The following is an 18491-nucleotide window of genomic DNA, read 5'->3' as shown; positions in this document are numbered from 1 at the left end:
TAAAGCAAAAGAAGCGCGGCGCGCTTGAAGATTGGGAGAAGAACATGGCGGGTTTGCCGAGCACGGCGCGCGTGGTGATCATCGGAGGTGGCGTTGTCGGCACCTCGTCGCTCTATCACCTGGCCAAGGCCGGCTGGACCGACTGCGTGCTCCTGGAAAAGAACGAGCTGACCTCCGGCTCGACCTGGCATGCGGCCGGCAATGTGCCCACCTTCTCCTCCTCCTGGTCGCTGATGAACATGCAGCGCTATTCGACCGAGCTCTATCGCGGCTTGGCCGACGCCGTCGACTATCCCATGAACTACCATGTCACCGGCTCGCTCAGGCTCGCCCACACAAAGGAACGCATCCAGGAATTCCAGCGCGCCAAGGGCATGGGCCGTTACCAAGGCATGGACATAGACGTGATCGGGCTCGACGAGATCAAGCGCCGCTACCCCTTCCTCGAAACGCATGAGTTGAAGGGCGCGCTGTACGATCCGAGCGACGGCGACATAGACCCGGCACAGCTGACGCAGGCGCTGGCCAAGGGCGCGCGCGACATGGGTGCGAAAATCATCCGGTTCTGCCCCGTGACAGGCGTGCGCCGCGAAAAGGACGAGTGGGTGGTCGAGACACCGCAAGGCGAGATCCGCTGCGAGATCGTCGTCAATGCAGCCGGCTACCGTGCCGCCGAAGTCGGCAGGATGTTCGGCCGCGAAGTGCCGATGATGGTGATGAGCCACCAGTACATTTTGTTCGAGGAAATCCCCGAACTCGCCGCCTGGTCGAAGGAACAGGGCAAGAAGCTGCCGCTGCTGCGCGACGTCGATACCTCCTATTATCTGCGCCAGGAAAAGGCGGGCATGAATCTCGGCCCCTATGAGCGCAATTGCCGCGCGCACTGGACCACCCACAACGATCCCATGCCGGACGACTTTTCCTTCCAGCTCTTCCCCGACGACCTCGACCGGCTGGAACATTATCTGGCCGATGCCGTCGCCCGTGTGCCGATCCTCGGCACCGCCGGCCTCTCCAAGGTCATCAACGGCCCGATCCCTTATGCGCCGGATGGCAATCCGCTGATCGGGCCGATGCCCGGCGTTCCCAACGCCTTCGAGGCTTGCGTCTTCACTTTCGGCATCGCCCAGGGCGGCGGTGCCGGCAAGGTGCTGGCCGAATGGGTTACGCAAGGCCAGACCGAATGGGACATGTGGTCGTGCGATCCGCGCCGCTTCACCTCCTTTGCTTCCGCGCCGGACTATTGCGTGGCCAAGGGCATGGAGATCTACGGCAACGAATACGCCATCCAGTTCCCGCGCCATGCCTGGCCGGAAGGACGTGACAGGAAACTGTCGCCGATCCACGATCGCATCAAGGCGCTGGGTGCCCGTTTCGACGCCTATAATGGCTGGGAACGCGCTACCTGGTACGCGCGGGACGGCGACGACGTCTCCGAGGAAGCCACGCTGACCTTCCGTCGCGACGGGCCTTGGCAGCAGCGCGTGCGCGAAGAGTGCCTGGCTGTCCGCGACGCCGCCGGCATCCTCGACCTGCCCGGCTTCTCGCGCTTCAATCTCGAAGGCCCTGGTGCCGCCGAATGGCTGAGCCGACAGGTGACCGGCCTGGTGCCGAAGCCCGGCCGCATCGGCCTGGTCTATTTCTCCGATGACAAGGGCCGCATCGTCACCGAAATGTCGGTGGTGCGCCATGGCGAGGAGTCCATGACGCTGATCACCGCGGCGGTGGCACAGTGGCATGACTTCGAATGGCTGAAATCGCACATGCCCGGGGATGCGGCGTTCAAGCTGATCGACCGGACGGAAGAATTCTCCACGCAGATCCTGGCCGGTCCCAACTCGCGAAAAATCCTTGCCGACGTCTGTGACGCCGACCTGACCTTGCCTTGGCTGACGCATCAGGAAACCAGGATTGCCGGGCGCTGGGCCAGGCTGGTCCGCGTCTCCTTCGCCGGCGAGCTCGGCTGGGAGATCCACACCAGGGTCGACGACACTGCCGCGATCTTCGATACGATCTGCGCTGCCGGGCAGAATCATGGGCTGAAGCCGTTTGGCATGTACGCACTGGATTCGCTGCGGCTCGAAAAAGGCTACCGCACCTGGAAGGGCGATCTGTCGACCGACTATTCGATCCTGCAGGGCGGTCTGGAGCGCTTCGTCAAATGGGAAAAGCCCGATTTCCGCGGCAAGGCGGCCCTCCAGAACGAAAAACAGCAAGGCGTGAAGAAACGCTTCGTCACGCTGGTGGTCGAAGATCCCGGCGATTGCGACGCGCCTTACATGTCGACCCTTTGGCATGACGGCCAGATCGTCGGCGAGACGACGTCGGGGGGCTGGGGCCATCGCGTCGACAAGTCGATCGCGCTCGGCATGCTGCGCGCCGACCTGACCGAACCCGGCACATCGGTTGAGGTCGAGATCTTCGGCGACCGCTTCAAGGCGATCGTGCAACAGGACGAGCCCTTGTGGGATCCCAGGAACGAAAGACTGCGCGCATGAAGAACGTTATCCTCACCGATGGCGGCATGGGCCAGGAGCTGGTGCGGCGCAGCCAGTCCGAGCCGACGCCGCTGTGGTCGGCCAGGGTGCTGATCGACGAACCGGACCTTGTGCGCGGCCTGCATGCCGAATTCATCAACGCCGGCGCCCGCGTCATCACCATTAACACCTATTCGGCGACGCCCGAACGCCTGGCGCGCGAAGGTGCGGAAGACCTGTTCAAGCCATTGCAGAAGCGTGGCATCGAGCTCGCCAGGCAAGCGCGCGACGAGGCCGGCGATGCGGCGATCGCCGGCTGCCTGTCGCCGCTCTTCGGCAGCTACGCGCCGGCGCTGACGATCTCCTACCAGGAGACGCTCGACATCTACCGCCGCATCGTCGCCGAGCAGGTGGACGGTGTCGACCTGTTCCTTTGCGAGACCATGGCGTCGTCGGAGGAAGCGCGCGCGGCGGTCACCGCCGCATCGGAAAGCGGCAAGCCTGTCTGGGTGTCATGGACGCTGGCCGATCACGGCACGCCGCGCTTGCGCAGCGGCGAGACTATTGCGTCGGCGGCCGATGCGCTCGGAAATCTGCCGGTGGCGGCGCGGCTGCTCAACTGCTGCCGCCCCGAGGCGATTGCGGCGGCCTTGCCTGAACTGATCGAGCTTGGCGGCCTGGTCGGTGCCTATGCCAATGGCTTCACTTCCACCGAAGCGCTCAAGCATGGCGGCACGGTGGATGTACTGCATGCCCGCCACGACCTCGGTCCGGATGCCTACGCCGACCAGGCTGTCGGCTGGGTGGAAGCGGGTGCGGACATCGTCGGCGGTTGCTGCGAGGTCGGTCCTGCCCATATCGCCGCCTTGCGCGACCGGCTGCAACAGGACGGCTACGCGATCACGGGAGTCTCACATGCCTAAACCATCATCGCGCATCACCGGCATTGTTCCATCGGGCAAGGACGGCTGGGAAGTTCATTTCGCCGCCTGGGCCCGCAAGGAAGCCGGCGAGGACATTATCATGCTGTCGGTCGGCGACCACGATTTCGACACGCCGTCGGAGACGATCGAAGCCTGCGTTGCGGCGGTTCGCGGCAGCAACCATCACTACACGCCGCTGCCCGGCCTGCCGCGCCTGCGCAAGGCGATGGCGGCGGCCTCCAGCGCCTGCACCGGTGTCGAGACGACGCCGGAAGAGGTCATCGCCACGCCGGGCGGCCAAGCAGCACTTTACGCGGCCGTGCAGGCCGTTCTCGACCCGGGCGACCACGCCATCGTGGTTGCCCCCTACTATGCCACCTATCCCAACACCTTCAGTGCCGCCGGTGCCAGCTTCACCGTCGTCGAGACACCGGCCGAGGATGGGTTCCAACCGCGCGCGGACATGATCCGTGCGGCACTCAAGCCCAACACGCGCGCCATACTGATCAACACGCCGAACAACCCGACCGGTGCCGTCTATTCGCGTGAGCGGCTGGAACAGCTGGCCGAAATCTGCCGCGAGCACGATCTCTGGCTGCTATCCGACGAGGTCTACTGGACGCTGGGCGGCGGCGAGCATGTCTCGCCGCGCTCGCTGCCCGGCATGGCCGAGCGCACGCTGGTGATCAATTCGATGTCCAAGAGCCACGGCATGACTGGTTGGCGCATGGGCTGGCTGACCGGTCCGGAAAAAATGATCACACTGCTGATCAATCTCAATTTGGTGACGACCTACGGCCTGCCGGCCTTCATCTCCATCGCTTGCACCGAGGCGCTGGAGCAGCACCATGGCGTCAAGGACATCGCCGAACGCTACGCGGTGCGCCGCACCGTTCTGCTCGATGCCGTGCGCGGCATGAACGATGTCACCGTGCGCGGTTCCGAAGGCGGCATGTATGTCATGCTCGACATATCCGATGTCGAACCCGACGACGAGAAATTCGCCTTCGCCTTCCTCGACAAGGAGAAGGTCGGCGTCATGCCGGGCTCGAGTTTCGGCGAAGCCGCGGCCGGCCATATCAGAATCAGCCTGTGCCAGCCCGAACCCGTGCTCAGGGAAGCAGCCGCCCGGCTGCGCCGTTTCGTTTCCAGCTACCGTTGTGAGGCCGCATGACTACCAGGAGCCTTCCCACGAAAGCCATTCCCACCAAGGCAAGGGCCGTCATCATCGGCGGCGGCGTCTCCGGCTGCTCGGTCGCCTACCACCTGGCCAAGCTTGGCTGGACCGACATCGTGCTTCTGGAGCGCAAGCAACTGACCTCGGGCACGACATGGCACGCCGCCGGACTGATCGGACAGTTGCGCGGCTCGCAGAACATGACCCGGCTGGCGAAATATTCGGCCGATCTCTACGTCAAGCTGGAAGCAGAGACCGAGGTCGGCACCGGCATGCGCCAGGTCGGCTCGATCACCGTGGCGCTGACCGAAGAGCGCAAGCACGAGATCTACCGGCAGGCGTCGCTCGCCCGCGCCTTCGACGTCGACGTGCGCGAGATTTCTCCCAATGAGGTCAAGGAGATGTACCCGCATCTCAATGTCTCGGACGTGGTCGGCGCCGTGCATCTGCCGCTCGACGGCCAGTGCGACCCGGCCAACATCGCCATGGCGCTTGCCAAGGGTGCGCGCCAACGCGGCGCCACAATCGCGGAGAATGTGAAGGTCACCAAGGTCCATACGAAAAATGGCCGCGTCTCCGGCGTGTCCTGGGCGCAAGGCGAAGGCCAGGGCACGATCGAGACCGACATCGTCATCAACTGCGCCGGCATGTGGGCGCGCGACCTCGGCGCCCAGAACGGCGTGAACATCCCGCTGCACGCCTGCGAGCACTTTTATCTGGTCACCGAGCCGATCCCCGGCCTTGGCCGCCTGCCGGTGCTGCGCGTGCCGGACGAGTGCGCCTACTATAAGGAAGACGCCGGCAAGATGATGCTCGGCGCCTTCGAGCCGGTGGCCAAGCCATGGGGCATGGAGGGCATCCGCGAGGATTTCTGCTTCGACCAGTTGCCGGAGGACATGGACCATTTCGAACCGATCCTCGAAATGGGCGTTAGCCGCATGCCGATGCTGGCGACCGCCGGCATCCACACTTTCTTCAACGGGCCTGAAAGTTTCACCCCTGATGACCGCTATTATCTCGGCGAGGCGCCGGAGTTGCGCGGCTACTGGATGGCGACCGGCTACAATTCGATCGGCATCGTCTCGTCGGGCGGCGCCGGCATGGCGCTGGCGCAGTGGATCAACGATGGCGAAGCCCCGTTCGACCTGTGGGAAGTCGACATCCGCCGCACTCAACCCTTCCAGAAGAACCGCCGCTATCTCAAGGAACGCGTCTCCGAAACGCTCGGCCTGCTCTATGCCGACCATTTCCCCTATCGCCAGATGGCAACCTCGCGTGGTGTGCGCCGCTCTCCCCTGCACGAGCACCTGAAGGCGCGCGGCGCCGTGTTCGGCGAAGTCGCCGGCTGGGAGCGCGCCAACTGGTTCGCCCGCGAAGGCCAGGAGCGCGAATATCGCTATTCCTGGAAGCGGCAGAACTGGTTCGACAACCAGCGCGAGGAGCATCTGGCGGTCCGCGACAAGGTCAGTCTGTTCGACATGACGTCGTTCGGCAAGATCCGCGTCGAGGGCCGCGACGCCTGCGCCTTCCTGCAAAGACTCTGCGCCAACGACATGGATGTGGCGCCGGGCAAGATCGTCTACACGCAAATGCTCAACCAGCGCGGCGGCATAGAGAGCGACCTCACCGTGTCGCGGCTTTCGGATACGGCCTATTTCCTCGTCGTGCCGGGCGCCACGCTGCAGCGCGACCTCGCCTGGCTGCACCGGCATGTCGGCGACCAGTTCGTCATCATCACGGACGTAACCGCCGCTGAAAGCGTGCTCTGCGTGATGGGCCCGGATGCGCGAAAACTGATCCAGAAGGTCAGCCCCAACGACTTCTCCAACGAGAACAATCCGTTCGGCACGTTCCAGGAGATCGAAATCGGCATGGGCCTCGCCCGGGCGCACCGCGTCACCTATGTCGGAGAGCTCGGCTGGGAGCTTTACATCTCGACCGAACAGGCCGCCCATGTCTTCGAGGCCATCGATGAGGCCGGTGCCGATGTCGGGCTAAAGCTCTGTGGACTGCACACGCTCGATTCCTGCCGCATAGAAAAGGCTTTCCGCCATTTCGGACACGACATCACCGATGAGGACAATGTGCTGGAGGCGGGCCTCGGCTTCGCGGTGAAGACGACCAAGGGCGATTTCATCGGCCGCGATGCCGTGCTGAAGAAGAAGGAGGCCGGATTGGACCGCCGCCTGGTCCAGTTCCGCCTCAAGGACCCGCAGCCCCTGCTCTTCCACAACGAAGCGATCCTGCGCGATGGCAAGATCATCGGTCCGATCACTTCGGGCAATTACGGCCACCATCTCGGCGGAGCGATCGGGCTGGGCTATGTGCCGTGCCAAGGGCAGAGCGAGGCGGATGTGCTCGCCTCGACTTATGAAATCGAGATCGCCGGCGAACGGTTTGCGGCTGAGGCATCGCTGAAACCGATGTACGATCCGAAATCGGAACGGACGAAGATGTAGCGGCGCTTTTTCCTTCTCCCTCGTTCACGGGGAGAAGGTGCTAATCTTTCAAAACCGCTCCAACTTCGCCCGCACCTTGACCAGAAACGCCGCTCGCGTCTTCGGCGTCGAGGCGTCCATCAAATAATGCGCCAGGAAGAACGTCTTGCAGCGCCTGGCGCACAGCGCCCGCATGCCGCGCAGCAAGGTCTTGCGCCCGGGCTGGCCGACGACGACGCTCCACCAGGTCGGCGCGCCGCAAGTGGTGATGACGCCGACCCTGGTGACATGCGTCATCAGCGACTTGATCCCTCCCCTGCCCGCCGGCAGCTTGAAGGCGACATCGGTCGCCCACACCCGGTCGAGCCAGCCCTTCAGCATCGCCGGCAGCCCGTACCACCAGGTCGGGTAGACGAACAGGATCGCCTCGGCCCAGTTGAGCAGTTCGAAATGCGGTTTCAGCGCCGGATCCTGCGGCGCCTGACTATTGTAGGTACGCCGCTCCTCGCAGCTCATCACCGGATCGAACTTTTCGGCGTAGAGGTCGAGCAGCCGCACGTCCCAGCCTCGACGCGTCAGCACATCCACGGCGATGTCGCGAATGGCGGCGCAGAAGCTCTCCGGCACCGGATGGCAATAGACGACAAGCGCACGCATCAGAATGCATCCATGCTGGCCGCGACCTTCGCCGTGAAGGACTTCCGGGTTTCATCGGTCGACAGGTTCATCGAATAATGCGCGAGGTAGGTCACCGGAGCACCCGGCTTTACCGTGGCGCGCAGCATGCGCTTGATCAGTTTTCGCGGCGGGTCGCCCATCAGAAAGGCGCGGAACCGGCTGCCGCCATAGGAGGTGACCGCCGCGACCTTTCTTATGTTGTGCAGCGACGGCTCCACCTTGCCGTCGACCAGCTTGAACGACACGCCCGGCAGGAAGACGCGATCGAAAAACCCTTTCAGGATCGCCGGGAAACCGTAATTCCAGACCGGATAGGAAAGCACCAGCGCATCGGCCCGCAACAGGCGCTCGACGTATGGCGCCGCAGGGTCGGCGGAGCCGCGCTGATTGTGATAGTCCAGCCTTTCCCTGCGCGTCAGCCGCGGATCGAATTCTTCGGCATAGAGATCGCAATCGTCGACCACGTGACCCGCCGCCGTCAGCCGCTCGACGATCGTCCCGTGCAGCCCGGCATTGAAGCTGGTCTCGACCGGATGAGCGTAGAGGACGAGGATTTTCACGGGAGGATATTCCGCAGGTCGGCGCGAGGCACCCCCCTCTGGCCTGCCAGCCATCTCCCCCGCAAGGGGGGAGATTGGCAGCTTAAACGCTGCCGCCAACCTGCCACGCTGACAATTGGCGAAAGCAATGAGGCAGTCCGATCTCCCCCCTTGCGGGGGAGATGGCCGGCAGGCCAGAGGGGGGTGTTCAAGCGCGAACTTCTCCTCATCCCGTCCTCTGCAGCCCCTTGAACAGGAACGTCCGGCCCGAACGGTAGTCATAGTCCGGGTTTTCCCAGGCGATCATCTTGCCGGGATTGAGCAGGCCTTGCGGGTCGGTCTCGCGCTTGAAGGCGAGTTGCACCGCGTCGGTCTGCTTCATGCCGCCCTCTTCCAGCGTGTAGCGGTGCGGGTTGAAGATCGGGCAGCCATTTTCCTCATGCAGGCGGATGATCTCGTTAAGCCGCGCCTCGGTGGTGAACTTGACCAGCGGCAGGCCGAAGCAGGTGATGTTGCCATCCAGCCGCACGAATTCGAGATGCGAGAACACTTCGCCGGGAAACATCGCATCCATTTTCTCTACCAGCGCCAGCTGGTTGGGAAAGGGATAGAGCGACTGCAGGTAGGTGACGGCGGGGTCGACGCGCAGCGCCCGGAGCGTCGTGTGGTTCCAGGCCAGCTCATAGGCCGGCGGCAGGCCCTTTTTCTCCTCCGGCGTCGCCGTGGTGGCGTTGTAGATCACCTCACCCCCGGCGCGGCGCGTAAAGGCCAGAAAAGCATCCAGCCCATGTTGCGCCACCATGACGACGCAGATGCTTTGACCTTCCCTGAAGAATTTCTGGTGCCGCTTGAAATAAAGCTGCGGCACGGGTGCCGCAATCGGCGTGATCAGCTTGGTCAGGATGCCGTCCTGGCAGGCCAGCGCATTGCCATAGCGCGCCGCATCCATGAATTGGTCGAAGCCGACGATGACGTCGATCCAGTCATAGGCCGCCGTCAGCGGCATCTCGACTTCCGAGATGATGCCATTGGTGCCATAGGCGTGGGTCACCTTGTGCAGGTCTTCGCCGGTGAGTTCGAGCACCCTCGGCTCGGCCTCCATCGTCACCACGCGCAGGCGCAGCACATTGCCGAAATCACGCAATCCGCCGAAATTGATCGAGCCGACGCCGCCGGAGCCGCCGGCGATGAAACCGCCGATCGAGGCGGTGTTGTAGGTGGAGGGCGACAGCCGCAGCTCCTGCCCGGAATGCGCGCGCGTCGCCTTGTCGATGTCGGCCAGGACCGCGCCCGGTCCGGTCACCACGCGCCCCGGCGCGATCGACTTGATCTCGTTCATCTCGGCGAGATTGAGCACCACGCCGCCCGAAAGCGGCATTGCCTGGCCATAATTTCCGGTGCCGCTGCCGCGCGGCGTCACCGCCGCGCCATGGCGATGACAGGCGGCAAGCACGCGGATCAGTTCGGCTTCGTTCCTGGGCGTCACGATGAGGTCGCCGGTGACATGGTCGAGCTGTTGTTTCAGGACCGGACTGTACCAGTAGAAGTCCCGGCTCTTCTGCTGGACGATGGCCGGATTGTCGTCGAGTTTTATCCCGTCGAGATCGCGTTTGAGCGCCGAAACATCCATCATTCCACCATCAGCTCGTCGAGTTCGGCATAGTCGGGCAATTGCCGGTCTATCGCTCGCCCCGCACGCACGACGATGCGATCCGATTCGGGGCGCGACAGCAATTCCGTCCAGCTTCGACCTTTGAACAGCACGAAGTCGGCATCGCCTCCGGCGGTGAGCGTGCCGAAGCCATCGAGCCGCATCACATGGGCCGGCGTCGCGGTGACCGCCTGCGGCCAGTCGCCGACCGGATGATCGAAATGCAGGACGCGCGTCGCCATGCGGTAGACCTCCAGCATATCGAGATCGCCATAGGCATGGAAGGGATCGCGCGTGTTGTCCGAAGCGACGGCCACCGCAATGCCCCTCGCCTTCATCTCATGCAGCAGCGTCACGCCACGCCAGCGCGGTGTGGTTTGGTCAGTGCGACGGTCCTGCAAATAGAGATTGCACATCGGCAGCGACACGATTGCCAGCCCGGCCTTCGCCACCTTGTCCAGCGTGTCCAGCACCTCGAGATCGGGCTGGCGCGCCAGCGAGCAGCAATGGCCGACGAGGATGTTGCCCTCGAAGCCGTTCCACAGCGCCGCCTCGGCGATCTTCTTCAGCGAGATCGCGGCGATGTCGTCGGTCTCGTCGGCATGGAAATCAAGGTCGAGCCCGTGCTTGATTGCCTGCGCGAAAACGTGGTCGAGCAGCTCTTCCAGGTCCGGCACCATATAGGTGACGACGCCCAGCACGCCCTTGGCGGCGGCCACGCGTTTGGCCAGCCTGTCGAACCATTTCTTGTCGCGCACGCCCTCGATGCCGAGCAGGCAGGCACCTTGCAATTCGATGCGGCCACGCCATGCCTCGCGCATCGTCTCGAACACGGGCCAGGAGATTTCCTCCTGCGGCGCGACGCTGTCGATATGAGTTCTGAGCGCCCTGGTGCCATGCGCGTAGGCCGAGCGCAGCGAGAAATCCATGCGGCGCGCCACATCCTCGGCGGTCCAGCGCGCCACGCGGTCGGCGCCCGTGGCGTTCAGAGCGCCCGTGAAGCTGCCGTCTGGATTGGGCTTTCGTGGCCAGATATGGCCCTTGTCGATATGCGTGTGGCAGTCGACGAAACACGGCAGCACGATACGGCCGGCAAGGTCGATGGCGCCCGCCGGTAGCTTCGATGCGGCCTGCACGGCGATGCTGGAAATCTTGCCGTCCGCGACGGTAATGTCGGCAAGGGCGAAACCGTCGCTGTCGAAGGTCGCAGCCAGACCAAGCGTGACAGATTGATGAACACGCGCGTTGGCAAGGCGGTAGGAGCCAGAGGCTGGTATCAAGGTCTACCGCTCCTGCTTCAGCGCGCTCTCGTGCCAGCGCCGCAAAATGAGATGCGAAATCAGCGACAGCACGAGAAAGATCAGGATGCCTGTCAGCGATATCAGGAACAGCGCCGCGAACAGCCTTGGCGCGTTGAGCCGGTAACCCGCTTCGATGATGCGCGAGGCAAGCCCGGACGACTGGCCGGTGGCGCCGGCGACGAACTCGGCCACCACGGCGCCGATCAGCGACAGGCCGCCGGCGATCTTCAGCCCGCCAAGGAAATACGGCATGGCCGCCGGCAGCCTGAGATAGCGCAGTTGCTGCCAGCGCGTCGCGCCGTTGAGCTTGAACAGGTCGCGCAGGTTGCGGTCGACCGAGTTGAGGCCGAGCGTGGTGTTCGACAGGATCGGGAAGAAGGCGACGATCCAGGCGCAGAGCAGGAGCTTGGTCGTCTGATTGTCGACATAGATGTTGATCAGCGGAAAGATCGCCACGATCGGTGTCACCTGCAGCACGATGGCGAAGGGGAAGAACGACATCTCCACCCATTTCGACTGCGCGAACAAGACCGCCAGGCCGACGCCACCGACCACCGCCAGCAGCAGGCTGAGGAAGGTGATGCGCAAGGTGACCAGCAGTGCGGAAAACAGCAGGCCGGCATCGTTGTAGAGCGTTGTCAGCACGACGCCGGGGCGCGGCAGGATGTATTGCGGGATCTCGTTCCACACGCAGATGCGGTCCCACAGCCAGATCGCCAGGATCATGATCGCCAGCGGCAGAACCCAGCGGCCGATCCGCTCAAACCGCTCCTGGCGCACGCGGCGCGCTTCCTCGGGGTCGAGTTTCAACGTGCCGTCAATGGCTGTCATGATGCGAGCCCGCTGTTGAATCGATGGCATTGACCAGCACATCCGAGGCTTGCCGGCAAAGGGCCGCATAGTCAGGCGAGGTGCGAAACGCCTCATCGCGCGGATAGGACGCCTCGATCGCGAGTTCGTCGAACACCCGCCCCGGCCGAGCCGCCATGACGACGACGCGGTTGGAGAGAAACACGCTTTCGAACACACTGTGGGTGACGAAGACGACGGTGAAGCGCTCGTCTTGCCACAGTTCCAGCAGGTCGTTGTTGAGCTTGAAGCGGGTGATCTCGTCGAGTGCCGCGAACGGCTCGTCCATCAACAGCACGCGTGGCTTGGTCACCATGGCGCGCGCGATCGAGACGCGCATCTTCATGCCGCCGGAGAGTTCGCGCGGCACGGCGTCCTCGAAGCCGGTGAGGTGCACCCGCGCCAGCATCTCCGTTATCGCCGGGGCGGCCTTGGCGCGGGAAATGCCTTTCAGCCTGAGCGGCAGCCAGACATTGTCGAAGACGCTGGCCCAGGGCAGCAGCGTCGGCTCCTGGAAGACGAAGCCGATATTGGCACGGTCGAGCGAGCCGCCGCCGCGCCAGTCGAGCACGCCGGATGTCGGCGTCGACAGGCCGGCAATCAGCCGCAGCGCCGTCGACTTGCCGCAGCCCGACGGTCCGAGCAGGCTGAGGAAATCGCCTTCCCGGATCGTCAGGTCGACATCGCTGAGCGCCGTCACGCCGTTGGAAAAGACCTTGCCGACGCCACGCAGCGCCAGCAAGGTCGGAGCCATGTCCGAGGCGGGCGTTTGCGCCACCTGTTCCCGCATCATGCCGGGCCGGCCTATTTCTTCAGCTCGAGCCCGACCCCCTTGTTGATGAAGGCCAGCGTGTAGGCTTTCGTGATGTCGATGCCTTCAGGCGTGACCTTGGCCTTGACCATCTTGTCGTAGAAGCTCTTGATCCGTTCTTCCTTCATGGCGCCGATGCCGAGCTTCTCGGTGTCGCCGGAATCGGCCAGGCCGAACTTCTTCATCTGCTCGATCGAGAAGGCGATCTGCTCGTCGCTCATGTCAGGATTGTCTTTCTTGATCATGTCGTTGGCGGCCTTGTTGTCGCCGTAGAGGTACTTGTACCAGCCCTTGGCCGAGCCATCGACGAAGCACTGGACCACCTCAGGCTTCTTGTCGATCGTCTCCTGCATCACCTCGATCGTGGTCGAATAGGTGTCCCAGCCGTAGTCGGCGAGCAGGAACTGGTTCGGCACGAAGCCGCCTTCCTTCTTGACCGCGAACGGCTCCGAGGTGACGTAGCCCTGCTGGATCGACTTCTTGTTGGCGAGGAAAGGGGCGGTGTTGTAGGTGTAGGGCACGCGCTTTGAAGCGTCGAAACCGAGCTCGATGACCATCCACTGGAAGAAGGTCTGCACGCCTTCGTCACCCAGAATGTACTGCTCGGCGTTCTTCAGGTCTTCCCATTTGTCGAGCCCCTCGCCGGGGTGGGACATGATGACCTGCGGGTCCTTCTGGAAGTCGGCTGCCACCACACGCATCGGAATGCCTTGCTGGACGGCGTCGAAGGCCGACAGCAGATTGCCGCCCATGTAAAAATCGATCTTGCCGGCGAGCAACATCGGCCGGCCGCTGACCTGCGGGCCGCCCTGCATGATGGTGACGTCGAGACCGCAGGCGGCGTAGGTGCCATCGGCCACGGCCTGGTAATAGCCGCCATGTTCCGGCTCGGCGAGCCAGTTGGTGCCGAAAGTGACTTTTTCATTCGCCGCCGCGCCCAGCGTGCTGGCCGCAAGCAGGGCCACCACCGCGGCCGAAATCTTCTGTTTCACGTACATTGACACCGCCCTTTATTTGCACCGGCGCGTTGCGCGCCGTGCTTGACACCAAAGATTCAAGAAGCAAGACACATGCCACCGGCGTCGCGCGCCGGGACCCGCCCGCCTGCACCACAGCCATCTGCGAAAGCCGGAAAGGTCGTGCTGCACCGAAGGGCATCGTGCCTATTTTTTGAACGCCTGTCCACAATCGCACCGGCGACATGCACCACCATCTTGATGGTGCAATGCATCCGGCCTTAGGCTGGCGATATCCAGGAGATTGCCATGTTCAAATTCCTTACCCCTAAGTCGATCAAGCCACCCTTTGCCCGCTACAGCCACGGCGTCGAGGTGCCGGCCGGCAAGCGTCTGGTGCTGTGCTCGGGTCAGGTCGCCATCACGGCGGACGACCAGATACCGGAAGATGCCGGCGCGCAGGCCGAACTCTGCTTCAGGAACATCGCGGCGGTTCTGGGCGAAGCCGGGCTGGGACTTGGCGACATCGTTCGCATCAACGCCTATGTCACCGACCGCGCGCATCTGCGGCCCTATATGGAGGTTCGCGACCGGCTGTTTTCGAGCCCGGCGCCAGCCTCGACGCTGATGATCGTTTCCGGCTTTGCCCGGCCCGAATTCAAGGTCGAGGTCGAGGCCATCGCGGCCGGGTGATCGACAGGCCGGCCGCACCGCGCTAGGTCTGACCTGATCATTTGAAGAGGCGTGACATGACTGCTGGCAAGAAACGCGTATGGTGGGGCGACTACCGGACCACCGAATACGCCTCGATCGATCCCGAGGCGACAATCGCGGTGCTGCCGCTGGCGGCGATCGAGCAGCATGGACCGCATCTGCCTGTGTCGACCGACACTTCGATCATGAACGGCATGCTCGACACGGTGATTTCACGCTTGCCCGACGATCTCGACATCCGCATCCTGCCGGTCCAGGCGGTGGGCAAGTCGAACGAGCATCTGCACGCGCCGGGCACTCTCACCTTGCCGGCAACGACGCTGGTCGACGCCTGGACCGAGCTCGGCCTGTCGATCGCGCGCGCCGGCGTGCGCAAGCTCATCGTCGTCAATTCGCATGGCGGCAATGAGGAGATCATGGGCATCGTCACGCGGGAATTGCGCGTGCGCGAAAAGATGCTGGCGGTGAAGACCAGTTGGCAGCGCTTTGGCCGCCCGGCCGGCATGTACACCGAACTCGAGGATCGTCACGGCATTCATGGCGGCGATGTCGAGACGTCACTGATGCTGCATTTCCGGCCCGATCTCGTCGACATGGGCAAGGCCGACAATTTCGTTTCCAACGTCGCCAAGGCCGAGCAGGAATTCTCGCTGCTGCGCCACACAGGCACCCACGCCTTCGCCTGGATCGCCGGGGATCTCAACCCGAACGGCGTGGTCGGCGACGCCAGCATCGCGACAGCCGAGAAAGGCCGGCTGACGGCGGAATATCAGGCTGACGGGTTCATCAACCTGGTGCGGGATGTGCGCAAGGCCAAGCTCGCGGAGTGGCTGAAATAGCTAACCGTCGATCTGGAGGGCGAACGGCGTGCCTTCAAAGGCGTCGGCGCCGCGCCCGATCGACTCGATCGCCTCGATCATGCGGCCGTTGCGCTCGAGCAGCGCGTCGGCCACCGCGATCAGCCGCGGATTGGGCGTCGCCGAAGGTGACAGCGCTCGCAGCGTCCGCGCCAGTTCCACCTCGTTGCGTTTCGGCGCCAAAGCCGCGGCGATGATATAGGCCGAGGCGGTCGAACGGCTGATGCCGGCATAGCAGTGCACCAGCATTGGTTTCGCCCGGTCCCAGCGGCGTGCGAAATCGAGCAGGTTACGGACATGCTCCTCGCCCGGCATGGTCATGCCGTCCTGCGCCACGGCGATGTCGTGCATGACCAGGTGCAGATGGTTTTCCCTTGGGATCGAGGCCGGTCGGACTACGTCCGTTCCGGCGGCGAGCAGCGACAGCATGCGGTCGGCGCCGGTCCTGGCCACCACTTCCTCGATTTTCGCCAGTGAGCAGACATGGATCATTGTTTGAAACCTTTCGACCGATCCTCGCGCCGCGACGCCCAATCGGCAAGGGCGGATTCGAGCCTGCGCCACTCCTCCTCGCTCCCCGGCAGTCCGGCGCGCAGGGCATGCGGCCGTTCGGAGAAATGCCGCAGCAGGATACCGCTCTGGCCAAGCCCGGAAAACAGGCCGCCGGCATCGGGCAGGCTGAGATAGCGGAACAGCGTGGTGCCGCCCGCGACGGGAACGCCGAAACGGCTAAACAGCGCGTCGAGCCGCACCGTCGCTTCCGCCAGCGAGGCCCGCATCGCATCCTGCCAGTCGAGATCGGCGAGCGCGCGGATGCCGTATTCCAGGGCCGGTCCTGCGACAGCCCACGGCCCGAACTGCATGTCCAGCCGTTCAGCCGTCGGCGCGTCGGCAAGCGCGAACCCGAGCCGCAGGCCGGCCAAACCAAAGAACTTGCCGAAGGAACGCAGCACGACGATCCCGCCCTGGCCGACATCGCCGGCGAGGCTGTGCTCGCGTGGGCCGACATCCATGAACGCCTCGTCGACGACCAGCACCCCGCCCTTGGCGCGAAGTCCGGCGGCCAGCACCAGCAACCGGTCGCGCTCGACGACGCGCCCATCGGGATTGTTCGGATTGACGATGATGGCGAGGTCGGCTTTCGCCAGCGCCGCGAAATCGCTGACCTCGACCACGTCGTGCCCGGCAATCGCCGCCGCCCGGGCGTGTTCGGCATAGGTCGGCCCCAGCACCATTGCCTTGCCGGGCCTCACCAGCGAGGCGACGCGCGGCAACAGGATCTGTGTGCCAGGGGCCGCCAGCACGCTTGCTGGGGAAGGCGCGCCATAGGTGTTGGCCGCGATCTCTATCAGTTCGCGTCCACGCGCGGCCTCTGGCAATCGCCACAGCGAGGTGGCGGGCAGGTCGAAAAGCGGGTAGGAGTGCGGATTGATACCGGTCGAGAGGTCGACGAAAGGCAGCACGGCATTGGGGAAAAGCGCCCTTGCCCGGCCAAGACTTCCACCATGGTCCACCGCTCCTTCAAGAAGCTTCATGTCAGTCCTGATCGCTTTCCTGTCATTAATTGTCGAATTCGCCCTTGGTTATCCCGACTGGCTGTTTCGCGCCATCGGCCATCCGGTGACATGGTTCGGCAGGCTGATATCCTTTCTCGACTTGCGGCTCAACCGCGCCACTGATCCCGACGCGCTGCGTCGCCAACGTGGTGTCCAGGCGCTTCTGGTCATTGTGCTGGTGCCTGCGATAGCAGGCCTTTGCGTGCAGCTTGTTCTGCTCTGGTTCGTCCCCCTGGGATGGATCATTGCCGTCTTTCTGGCGACATCGCTTCTGTCGCAGAAAAGCCTTTACGAGCATGTCGAAGCCGTCGCCGATGCGCTCGACAGCGGAGGCCTCGACATGGGCCGGGCCGCCGTTTCGCGGATCGTCGGCCGTGATCCCGAGACGCTCGACCGCGCCGGCGTCTGCCGCGCGGCGATCGAGAGCTTGGCAGAAAATTTTTCCGACGGCATCGTCGCCCCCGTCTTCTGGACCGGGGTCGGAGGGCTCGCCGGCGGCGCCGCCTACAAGGCGGCCAACACCGCCGATTCGATGATCGGCCACCGGACTCCGCGCCATGAGGCCTTCGGCTGGGCGGCGGCGCGCTTCGACGACTGGATCAACCTGCCGGCATCACGGCTGACGGCGCTGCTGATCGTGCTCGCTTCCCTCCTGGTCGAGGGCGCCGACCCCCGCGGCGCCTGGCAGGCGGTACGGCGCGACGCGAAAAAACACCGCTCGCCCAATGCCGGCTGGCCGGAAGCGGCCATGGCCGGCGCACTCGGGCTGGCGCTCGCCGGACCACGCAGCTATGGCGGTGTCATGGTCGACGACATCTTCATGGGCGAAGGCGGGCGCCGAGATGTCGACAGCGGCGATATCAGGCGGGCGCTCAAGCTTTACCGGGTCGCGGACTACCTGCTGATCGGCTTGTTCGGCCTGGTCGCGCTGATCGCCGTTCTGGTTTTCTAGAACTCGATGCCTTGCTGCGCTTTCACGCCCGCCGAGAAATGGTGCTTTGTCGCCCCCATCTCGGTGACCAGGTCCGCCGCCTCGATCAGTGCCGGCTTGGCGTTGCGGCCGGTGACGACGACATGCAGGCCTTCGCGGCGAGCCTTGAGCGCCGCAACCACCTTGTCGAGAGCGAGATAGTCGTAGCGCAAGGCAATGTTGAGCTCGTCGAGCACGACAAGGTTGATCGAGGGGTCGGCGATCAATTCCAGCGCCTTGGCCCAGGCGGCCTCGGCGGCCGCGATGTCGCGCTTCAGGTCCTGCGTCTCCCAGGTGAAACCCTCGCCCATTGCATGCCAGACGACGCGATCGCCAAAGGCGGCAAAGGCGTCCTTCTCGCCGGTGTGCCATTTGCCCTTGATGAACTGAACGACGCCGACGCGCTTGCCGTAGCCGAGCACGCGTAGCGCGAGACCGAAGGCGGCCGTGGTCTTGCCCTTGCCGGGACCGGTGTTGACGATCAGCAACCCCTTCTCGATCGTCTTGCCCGCAACCTCGGCGTCCTGCACCGCCTTGCGCTTGGCCATCTTGGCGCGATGGCGTTCTTCATCCTTGTCGTCGATATCGGTCATT

General features: G+C 64.1%; 17 protein-coding genes. 7 read left to right on the top strand and 10 right to left on the bottom strand.

Translation table 11 applies throughout. The features are described from left to right. The first annotated feature begins 44 nt into the window (after positions 1-44). The 4 genes from FJ543_RS01610 to FJ543_RS01595 are packed head-to-tail and all read left to right on the top strand — an operon-like array spanning position 45 to position 7036. Positions 45-2498: an FAD-dependent oxidoreductase gene (locus FJ543_RS01610; protein WP_140873501.1), complete on the top strand. Its 2454-nt coding sequence runs from the start codon at positions 45-47 to the stop codon at positions 2496-2498. Beyond that, positions 2495-3400, top strand: a complete 906-nt coding sequence (locus FJ543_RS01605) for a homocysteine S-methyltransferase family protein (RefSeq protein WP_015317391.1) — start codon at positions 2495-2497, stop codon at positions 3398-3400. The genes FJ543_RS01610 and FJ543_RS01605 overlap by 4 nt, the downstream gene beginning before the upstream one ends. Beyond that, a complete protein-coding gene (locus FJ543_RS01600) occupies positions 3393-4574 on the top strand; it encodes a pyridoxal phosphate-dependent aminotransferase (protein ID WP_140873500.1) in 1182 nt (393 codons plus the stop codon). The genes FJ543_RS01605 and FJ543_RS01600 overlap by 8 nt, the downstream gene beginning before the upstream one ends. Beyond that, entirely contained in the window at positions 4571-7036 is a 2466-nt protein-coding gene (locus tag FJ543_RS01595) for an FAD-dependent oxidoreductase (protein ID WP_140873498.1), read from the top strand. The genes FJ543_RS01600 and FJ543_RS01595 overlap by 4 nt, the downstream gene beginning before the upstream one ends. A 48-nt stretch (positions 7037-7084) precedes the next feature. On the opposite strand, the gene FJ543_RS01590 is transcribed toward FJ543_RS01595, so the two are convergent. From FJ543_RS01590 to FJ543_RS01555, 7 genes are all read right to left on the bottom strand, one after another. After that, positions 7085-7672: an NAD(P)H-dependent oxidoreductase gene (locus FJ543_RS01590; RefSeq protein ID WP_140714794.1), complete on the bottom strand. Its 588-nt coding sequence runs from the start codon at positions 7670-7672 to the stop codon at positions 7085-7087. Continuing rightward, positions 7672-8253 (bottom strand): NAD(P)H-dependent oxidoreductase, encoded by a 582-nt coding sequence (locus FJ543_RS01585; protein WP_181173894.1) that lies wholly within the window; start codon positions 8251-8253, stop codon positions 7672-7674. The genes FJ543_RS01590 and FJ543_RS01585 overlap by 1 nt, the downstream gene beginning before the upstream one ends. A 205-nt stretch (positions 8254-8458) precedes the next feature. Continuing rightward, positions 8459-9862, bottom strand: a complete 1404-nt coding sequence (locus FJ543_RS01575) for an FAD-binding oxidoreductase (RefSeq protein WP_140874424.1) — start codon at positions 9860-9862, stop codon at positions 8459-8461. After that, positions 9862-11163, bottom strand: a complete 1302-nt coding sequence (locus FJ543_RS01570; RefSeq protein WP_140873494.1) for a cytosine deaminase — start codon at positions 11161-11163, stop codon at positions 9862-9864. The genes FJ543_RS01575 and FJ543_RS01570 overlap by 1 nt, the downstream gene beginning before the upstream one ends. Before the next feature lie 3 nt (positions 11164-11166). Then, entirely contained in the window at positions 11167-12015 is an 849-nt protein-coding gene (locus FJ543_RS01565) for an ABC transporter permease (RefSeq protein WP_015317384.1), read from the bottom strand. Continuing rightward, a complete protein-coding gene (locus FJ543_RS01560; RefSeq protein ID WP_140873492.1) occupies positions 12002-12826 on the bottom strand; it encodes an ABC transporter ATP-binding protein in 825 nt (274 codons plus the stop codon). Before FJ543_RS01560 ends, FJ543_RS01565 begins: the two co-directional genes overlap by 14 nt. 11 nt (positions 12827-12837) lie before the next feature. Next, complete coding sequence (locus FJ543_RS01555) at positions 12838-13842, bottom strand: ABC transporter substrate-binding protein (RefSeq protein WP_015317382.1); 1005 nt, start codon at positions 13840-13842, stop codon at positions 12838-12840. A 267-nt stretch (positions 13843-14109) separates the two neighbouring features. On the opposite strand from FJ543_RS01555, the gene FJ543_RS01550 reads away from it, so the two are divergent. Both FJ543_RS01550 and FJ543_RS01545 read left to right on the top strand, forming a co-directional pair. Then, positions 14110-14493 carry a RidA family protein gene (locus FJ543_RS01550; protein ID WP_140615865.1) on the top strand — a complete coding sequence of 128 codons (384 nt, stop codon included), beginning with the start codon at positions 14110-14112 and terminating at the stop codon, positions 14491-14493. A 56-nt stretch (positions 14494-14549) separates the two neighbouring features. After that, positions 14550-15353: a creatininase family protein gene (locus tag FJ543_RS01545; RefSeq protein WP_140615863.1), complete on the top strand. Its 804-nt coding sequence runs from the start codon at positions 14550-14552 to the stop codon at positions 15351-15353. Here FJ543_RS01545 and FJ543_RS01540 read toward each other — a convergent pair whose 3' ends face one another. Together FJ543_RS01540 and cobD are read right to left on the bottom strand one after the other, a co-directional pair. Continuing rightward, positions 15354-15863: a tyrosine phosphatase family protein gene (locus FJ543_RS01540; RefSeq protein ID WP_140822082.1), complete on the bottom strand. Its 510-nt coding sequence runs from the start codon at positions 15861-15863 to the stop codon at positions 15354-15356. Further along, the gene (gene cobD / locus FJ543_RS01535) at positions 15860-16906 is read right to left on the bottom strand and encodes a threonine-phosphate decarboxylase CobD (RefSeq protein WP_140873477.1); all 1047 of its coding nucleotides are present in this window, start codon (positions 16904-16906) and stop codon (positions 15860-15862) included. Before cobD ends, FJ543_RS01540 begins: the two co-directional genes overlap by 4 nt. On the opposite strand from cobD, the gene cbiB reads away from it, so the two are divergent. Further along, complete coding sequence (gene cbiB, locus FJ543_RS01530) at positions 16905-17879, top strand: adenosylcobinamide-phosphate synthase CbiB (RefSeq protein ID WP_140873475.1); 975 nt, start codon at positions 16905-16907, stop codon at positions 17877-17879. The genes cobD and cbiB overlap by 2 nt on opposite strands. On the opposite strand, the gene cobO is transcribed toward cbiB, so the two are convergent. Beyond that, positions 17876-18490 (bottom strand): cob(I)yrinic acid a,c-diamide adenosyltransferase, encoded by a 615-nt coding sequence (cobO, locus tag FJ543_RS01525; RefSeq protein WP_140873473.1) that lies wholly within the window; start codon positions 18488-18490, stop codon positions 17876-17878. The two genes, cbiB and cobO, sit on opposite strands and share 4 nt — an antisense overlap. Between the last annotated feature and the right edge of the window lies 1 nt (position 18491).

This window comes from Mesorhizobium sp. B2-5-7 (assembly GCF_006440875.1).
GTDB lineage: Bacteria > Pseudomonadota > Alphaproteobacteria > Rhizobiales > Rhizobiaceae > Mesorhizobium > Mesorhizobium australicum.
This window is presented reverse-complemented; position numbering and strand designations above follow the sequence as displayed.